7 protein-coding genes and 1 tRNA gene are annotated in these 6199 nt (G+C 37.5%); 1 reads left to right on the top strand and 7 read right to left on the bottom strand.

Annotated features, from left to right (window positions below):
* Positions 1-33 precede the first annotated feature (33 nt).
* The 5 genes from H4K33_RS13595 to folE form a co-directional block, all read right to left on the bottom strand.
* Positions 34-118 (bottom strand) — tRNA-Ser (locus tag H4K33_RS13595).
* Positions 119-313: 195 nt separating this feature from the next.
* Positions 314-1222, bottom strand: a complete 909-nt coding sequence (gene lgt, locus H4K33_RS13590) for a prolipoprotein diacylglyceryl transferase (RefSeq protein WP_220485330.1) — start codon at positions 1220-1222, stop codon at positions 314-316.
* Positions 1223-1316: 94 nt separating this feature from the next.
* Positions 1317-1541, bottom strand: coding sequence for a membrane protein insertion efficiency factor YidD (yidD, locus tag H4K33_RS13585; RefSeq protein ID WP_182649898.1), 225 nt, complete (start codon positions 1539-1541; stop codon positions 1317-1319).
* A 56-nt stretch (positions 1542-1597) separates the two neighbouring features.
* Positions 1598-3076, bottom strand: coding sequence for a cysteine--tRNA ligase (cysS, locus tag H4K33_RS13580; protein WP_182649896.1), 1479 nt, complete (start codon positions 3074-3076; stop codon positions 1598-1600).
* 23 nt (positions 3077-3099) lie between these two features.
* Positions 3100-3771: a GTP cyclohydrolase I FolE gene (folE, locus tag H4K33_RS13575; protein ID WP_182649894.1), complete on the bottom strand. Its 672-nt coding sequence runs from the start codon at positions 3769-3771 to the stop codon at positions 3100-3102.
* 281 nt (positions 3772-4052) lie between these two features.
* On the opposite strand from folE, the gene H4K33_RS13570 reads away from it, so the two are divergent.
* Positions 4053-4457, top strand: coding sequence for a DUF4377 domain-containing protein (locus H4K33_RS13570; RefSeq protein ID WP_182649892.1), 405 nt, complete (start codon positions 4053-4055; stop codon positions 4455-4457).
* A gap of 53 nt (positions 4458-4510) precedes the next feature.
* Here H4K33_RS13570 and H4K33_RS13565 read toward each other — a convergent pair whose 3' ends face one another.
* Together H4K33_RS13565 and H4K33_RS13560 are read right to left on the bottom strand one after the other, a co-directional pair.
* The gene (locus H4K33_RS13565; protein WP_182649890.1) at positions 4511-5041 is read right to left on the bottom strand and encodes a GNAT family N-acetyltransferase; all 531 of its coding nucleotides are present in this window, start codon (positions 5039-5041) and stop codon (positions 4511-4513) included.
* Between the two features lie 101 nt (positions 5042-5142).
* A complete protein-coding gene (locus H4K33_RS13560) occupies positions 5143-6177 on the bottom strand; it encodes an LLM class flavin-dependent oxidoreductase (protein ID WP_182649888.1) in 1035 nt (344 codons plus the stop codon).
* Positions 6178-6199: the final 22 nt, after the last annotated feature.

Raw genomic sequence — 6199 nt, 5'->3', positions numbered from 1 at the left:
ATGCTTTAACTGATTAAGTATCAGTGTTTATTGCGGAGAAAGAGGGATTCGAACCCCCGGACCTGTTACAGTCAACAGTTTTCAAGACTGCCGCAATCGACCACTCTGCCATTTCTCCAGTAGTCTGTTTTACTTCTGTATTGCGAGTGCAAATATAGTGTATTTAGGGACTTTGACAAATAATAAGTCAATAAATTTTACGCTTTTTCCCACTTAAAAATGTAAGTGTTTTAGAACAACCGAATTACAACCTAAAAAAAATAGCACTTCTCTAGGTAAGAAGTGCTATTTACTATCTGTTTGCGTTGAATAATTACGCGTAAACTCTCTTTTTTGCCGTTGCCCACAAGTAAACCCCTGCGATGATAAATGGAATACTCAACCACTGCCCTGTTGACAAAAGTCCCAATGTTTCTTCAAATCCACCTTGGCTTCCCTTTACAAACTCTACAATGAAACGCACCATCCACAACAATACCAAGAACACACCGAAGATATATCCTCCATACTTACGAGCATCAGTTTTCCAATACATAAAATACAAGATTAGGAATACAAATACATACCCAAAAGCTTCATACAATTGCGTTGGATGCTTTGGCAATACCTCCGCTAATGCTTGTGCAAATTGCGGATTGTGTTGAATTGCATCATATGCAGCATTGTGATCATTCATCCCTGTAATCTCCATCGCTTCACGCGGTGAAAATTTATCGCGAATAAAGCGAATTCCCAATGCACTTGTTGTTTCATGCCCAACAATTTCAGAGTTGAAGAAATTTCCTAAACGAACGAAGATCCCTCCTAAAGTAACGGGAATAACAACGCGGTCTAAAATCCACAAAATGGGCTTTTGAATGATATTTTTACTGTAGTAATACATCGTTACGATAATACCGATTGCCGCACCGTGACTCGCTAAACCGCTGAATCCAACAATTTCAAATTTTGGCGAAAAGCGAATAGGTAAAATAATTTCGAGTAAGTGATTTTTGAAATAATCCCAATCATAAAAAAAGACATGCCCTAAGCGCGCGCCAATCAAGGTTGCTAATACCGTATATATAAATAGCTTATCCAGTTTTTCTACACTCAATCCTTCGCGGTCGTATATTTTTTTCATAACGAACCAACCTAAACCAAAGGCTACGACAAACATCAAGCTGTAATAGCGCAATTGCATAAAACCTAAATCAAAACCTTCCGAAGGATTCCAAATCATACTAATCGAATTTGTTATATTATTAGTGCGGTATTCCGCTTTAGTGAATACGTAAAAATAGAAAAATTATTTAACAATTTACGGTAAAAAAGTACTAAGGTACGGGATCGTATCCTTTTCCTCCCCAAGGACCACAGCTTAAGATTCGCTTAATAGCAAGCCATCCCCCTTTCAATAGTCCGTGTTTTTGTAGCGCCTCAATCGTATAATGCGAACAGGTTGGCGTGTAACGACAGGTCGGCGGAAAGAAAGGAGATATACCACCTTGATAAAAACGCACCAGTAAGATAAAAGGAGCAATGAGTATTTTTCGCAACATAGGTCATGAAATTAATAAAAAAAGCTATAAGAGAAATCCTATAGCTTTTATACATTTTATAAAGAAAAGGATGTTCCTTCTTTTCCGTCTTTTAATTGGATACCCAATTGTGCTAGTTCATCGCGAATGTGGTCTGACATAGCAAAATCTTTATTGGCTCTAGCCTCATTTCGCATTTGAATTAACATGCTAACAACACCTTCTAGCTTGTCGTTGTTTGCAGCCATCATATTCGTCGACTCTAATCCTAATACATCAAATACAAATGCGTGCATTAACGAGATAAACAAAGCTAAATCAGCAGCACTGATTTTTTCTTGTCCTTCTTTAATCACGTTAACAAGGCGTACTCCTTCGAATAGATGAGAAATTAAAATCGGACTGTTGAAGTCGTCATTCATTGCATCATAACACTGTTGCTTCCAATCCTGGATATCCACTGTTGATTCAGCAGAAACAGGCAATTCTCCCATGTGTTTTACCGCTTCCATTAAGCGATTAAATCCACGTTCAGAAGCTAAAATCGCTTCATCAGAGAAATCCAACACACTTCTATAGTGTGCTTGAAGCATAAAGAAGCGAACCACTGCAGGAGCAAATGCTTTACTTAAAACCGCATTCTCCCCAGAGAACAGTTCATTGGGTAAAATATTATTTCCTGTTGATTTAGCCATCTTTTTGCCGTTTAGCGTCAACATATTGGCGTGCATCCAGAAGTTTACAGGCGTATTTCCTGTACAAGCTTCATTTTGAGCAATCTCACATTCGTGGTGTGGGAATTTTAAATCCATTCCTCCACCGTGAATATCAAAGTGATTTCCTAAATATTTAGTACTCATAGCTGTACACTCTAAGTGCCAGCCAGGAAAACCATCTCCCCAAGGAGAAGGCCAACGCATAATGTGTTGTGCTTCTGCATTTTTCCAAAGAGCAAAATCCAACGGATTGCGTTTATCTGATTGCCCATCTAAATCTCTCGTATTCGACAGTAAATCTTCAATTTTACGTCCACTTAGAATTCCGTAGTGATGTTGTGTATTGTACTTCTCTACATCAAAGTATACCGAACCATTTACTTCATAAGCAAAACCATTGTCGATAATTCCTTGAATAATGGCAATTTGTTCAATGATATGTCCCGTTGCCGTTGGCTCAATACTCGGTGGTAAGTTGTTGAATTGTTTAAGGATATTATGGAAGTTTACCGTGTATTTTTGCACGATTTCCATTGGTTCGATTTGCTCAATACGCGCGCGTTTAGCAATCTTATCCTCTCCCTCATCTGCATCATCAACCATGTGTCCAACATCCGTAATATTACGCACGTAGCGCACTTGGTATCCTAAGTGTTTCAAATAGCGGAATACCAAGTCAAAAGAGATAAAAGTTCTACAGTTCCCCAAATGCACATAGCTGTAAACCGTTGGTCCACAAACATACATTCCTACTTTACCAGTGTGAATCGGTACGAAAACTTCTTTTTCTCCTGAAAGAGAGTTGTAAACTTTTAATTGTTGTTCTTGATATAATGCCATAGTAATGATTTAATCGTTGTAAATTAGAACTGTGTGTCTAATTTAATATAATCTAAGAATTCTTTTCTTACACTTTCTTCTTTGAAACGTCCACCGAATTCAGCGGTAACAGTACTACTTTCGATGTCTTTAATTCCACGAGAATTTACACATAAGTGCTTTGCATCCATAACACAAGCAACATCTTCTGTGTTTAATACTCGTTTCAATTCATTTACAATCTGAATAGTCAAACGCTCTTGAACTTGAGGTCGTTTAGCATAAAAATCAACGATACGGTTCATTTTTGACAAACCAACTACAGTTCCATTAGAGATATAAGCTACGTGTGCACGCCCTACGATAGGTAATAAATGGTGCTCGCAAGTAGAATAAACAACGATGTTTTTTTCAACTAGCATTTCATTGTACTTATACTTGTTGTCAAACGTTGATGAACTTGGTTTTTTTGCTGGATTTAATCCACCAAAGATCTCTTTTACAAACATCTTAGCCACGCGATTTGGCGTCCCTTTTAAGCTGTCATCTGTTAGATCTAACCCCAACGTATTTAAAATATTCTCAACGTCTTTTTTAATTGACTCAATTTTTTCCTCGTCTGTGCGATCAAACGCATCACTTCTTAATGGAGTCGCATCGCTAGAAGCAATGTGGTTGTCTCCCATTTCATCGTGAAATTTTTCGTCTAAACTCATTATCTTGATTTTAATACGGTTTTTTTAAGTTTTAAAATAGACGCAAATATAAGTAATAAAACTAATATTTTAGTAGGTTAAATACTTTTTGACACTTATGAATTGACGGTTAGTCGTTGACCTTTTAATTGCCTAACTACAAGTTTGTCGTTTATTCAGCGAACAAAAAACCACAAAACGCAAAATCATTCATTTGTCGTTCTCCTTTTACCATATTATTAACTAAAAAAAGTAACTTTACTCCTTAATTATGCGTAAATTTACTATCAAAATTTAAATCCATGAAAAAAACACTTTTAATTGCTAGTTTAGTAGGTATGTTCGCTTTTGCAAGCTGTCAAGGCACAAAAGAACAAAAAGAAGGAGCTGTTGAAGAAGTTAGTGTAGAAGAAACACTAGATCAAACAGCTACACCAGAAACAAAAGAAGCAGAGGATATCGTAACGATGTTTATCGGGCCTAAAAAAGTAGATTGTACTGGAGTTGGACCGATGAAATGTTTACAAGTAAAAGAAACGGAAGATGGCGAGTGGACGTTATTCTACACTTCTATTGAGGGATTTGAGTACGAAGAAGGGTATAATTACAAATTAGAAGTACGCAGAGAAGATGTTCCAAATCCACCTGCTGACGCACCTTCAATTCGTTATATCTTAGTAAAAGAAATTTCAAAAACGAAAGCATAATTTAGTATGTCATACACAAAAAGAGCACCTAGCGTGCTCTTTTTTTATGTTTTCTATTTCCACTCTTTCACATAGAGTTTATGTTCCAACAAGGGATGATCTAGAGGAACTAACGGATGATTAAAATTCTTAACATAAGTCATGCCGCTTTTAATCATTACCTGTTCCGAAGGATTATTAGGTAGCGTCGTAAAAGCATACACACGTTCTAACTTCAGCTCTTCTTTCGCAAATTGCAAACAAGCCTTTGCTCCTTCTGTCGCATATCCCTTGTTCCAAAATTCAGGCAATAATCGCCAAAGAACTTCTATTGCCGGCGCAAAGTCAACATCAAACACAAATTGATTAAATCCTATAAATCCAATAAACTTTTGCGTGGCCTTCTCTTCTACTGCAAAGACTCCATATCCATTTACTTCTAGATTGTCTTGTAGTTTGCGCATCATCTCCTCCGATTCAACTGCCGTTTTTGTGTTCAAAAAATAACGCATTACTTCTGGATCACTATTTAAGCGAATAAAGTCGACTAAATCTGTTTGTTTGTATTGCCTGAACAGCAATCGTTCTGTTTCTATATACACCATTACTTCGTATTTTAAATAACAAAAAGAGATTGGATGACTCCAATCTCTTCGAACCAAAAATTTATAAAAAACAAATTTAACTATTCAGTGGGGATTTCTTCTTATTGTTGAAGTGCTTTTTTAACTGCTGGGGCTACTTTTGTTCCTAACAATTCAATAGACTTCATCATGGTTTGATGATCTGGTGCACCTAAATCCATGTGCATCAACCAACGTGTCAAACCAAACATTTCTTGGTGGTACAAGATCTTATCGACAACTTGATTGACATCGCCAATAAACAAGGCTCCATCCCTACTTCTTCCTCCTTCATATTGTTCGTAGGTATAGGGTTGCCATCCTCGAGATGAGCCGATGCGATCCATTTGTCCTTTGTATAAATCAAAGTACTCTTTAGACAAGGCCTTTCCATCTACCCCAAGTAATCCGTGAGAATGAGTGGCAATTTGCATGGCTTTAGGATCATGTCCCGCTGCTAGATACTCTGCCTTATAGTAATCAAAGAAAGGCTTGTACTGTTCTGGCATTCCCCCAATAATTGCAAAAACCAAGGGCAATCCCAATTTAGCAGCGCGCAATACAGATTCAGGTGTTCCACCTGCTGCAATCCAAACATCTAAAGGTTTTTCGGCACGCGGAAATACTTGTTGTGCTTGCAAAGAAGCACGGTGCTTTCCTGTCCAGGTTAACGGTTCTTCACTTGCGTTAATATTCAATAATAAGTTTAATTTTTCCGTAAACAATTCGCTATAATCCTCTAAATTATAACCAAACAAAGGAAACGACTCGATAAAACTACCACGTCCAACCGTAATTTCTGCTCTACCTTTAGACAACAAGTCAATGGTTGAAAAAGATTGATACACGCGAACGGGATCACTCGAACTCAACACTGTTACAGCACTGGTGAGTTTAATATTTTTCGTTACACTTGCTGCGGCTGCTAAGATAATTTCTGGCGTAGAAACGGCATAGTCAGGACGGTGATGCTCACCAATTCCAAAAACGTCGAGTCCTACCTCATCCATTAATTTAACTTCCTCAATTAATTCATTTAATCGTTGTTGGGGTGCTTGATAGGTGTTGGTTTGCTGATCCAAACGCAAATCCCCAAACATGCTGATTCCTATTTCCATAACTTCTTGTTTTTTAGTACAC

It is taken from the genome of Myroides sp. WP-1 (genome assembly GCF_014145635.1).
Lineage (GTDB): Bacteria > Bacteroidota > Bacteroidia > Flavobacteriales > Flavobacteriaceae > Flavobacterium.
The sequence above is the reverse complement of the archived record's forward strand: the minus strand, read 5'-3'. Positions and strand labels throughout refer to the sequence as shown.

Excerpts from the sequence above, each read along its gene's own strand:
- lgt (WP_220485330.1), bottom strand. The coding sequence starts at position 1,222 with ATGATTTGGAATCCTTCGGAAGGTTTTGATTTAGGTTTTATGCAATTG.
- yidD (WP_182649898.1), bottom strand. The coding sequence starts at position 1,541 with ATGTTGCGAAAAATACTCATTGCTCCTTTTATCTTACTGGTGCGTTTT.
- cysS (WP_182649896.1), bottom strand. The coding sequence starts at position 3,076 with ATGGCATTATATCAAGAACAACAATTAAAAGTTTACAACTCTCTTTCA.
- folE (WP_182649894.1), bottom strand. The coding sequence starts at position 3,771 with ATGAGTTTAGACGAAAAATTTCACGATGAAATGGGAGACAACCACATT.
- H4K33_RS13570 (WP_182649892.1), top strand. The coding sequence starts at position 4,053 with ATGAAAAAAACACTTTTAATTGCTAGTTTAGTAGGTATGTTCGCTTTT.
- H4K33_RS13565 (WP_182649890.1), bottom strand. The coding sequence starts at position 5,041 with ATGGTGTATATAGAAACAGAACGATTGCTGTTCAGGCAATACAAACAA.
- H4K33_RS13560 (WP_182649888.1), bottom strand. The coding sequence starts at position 6,177 with ATGGAAATAGGAATCAGCATGTTTGGGGATTTGCGTTTGGATCAGCAA.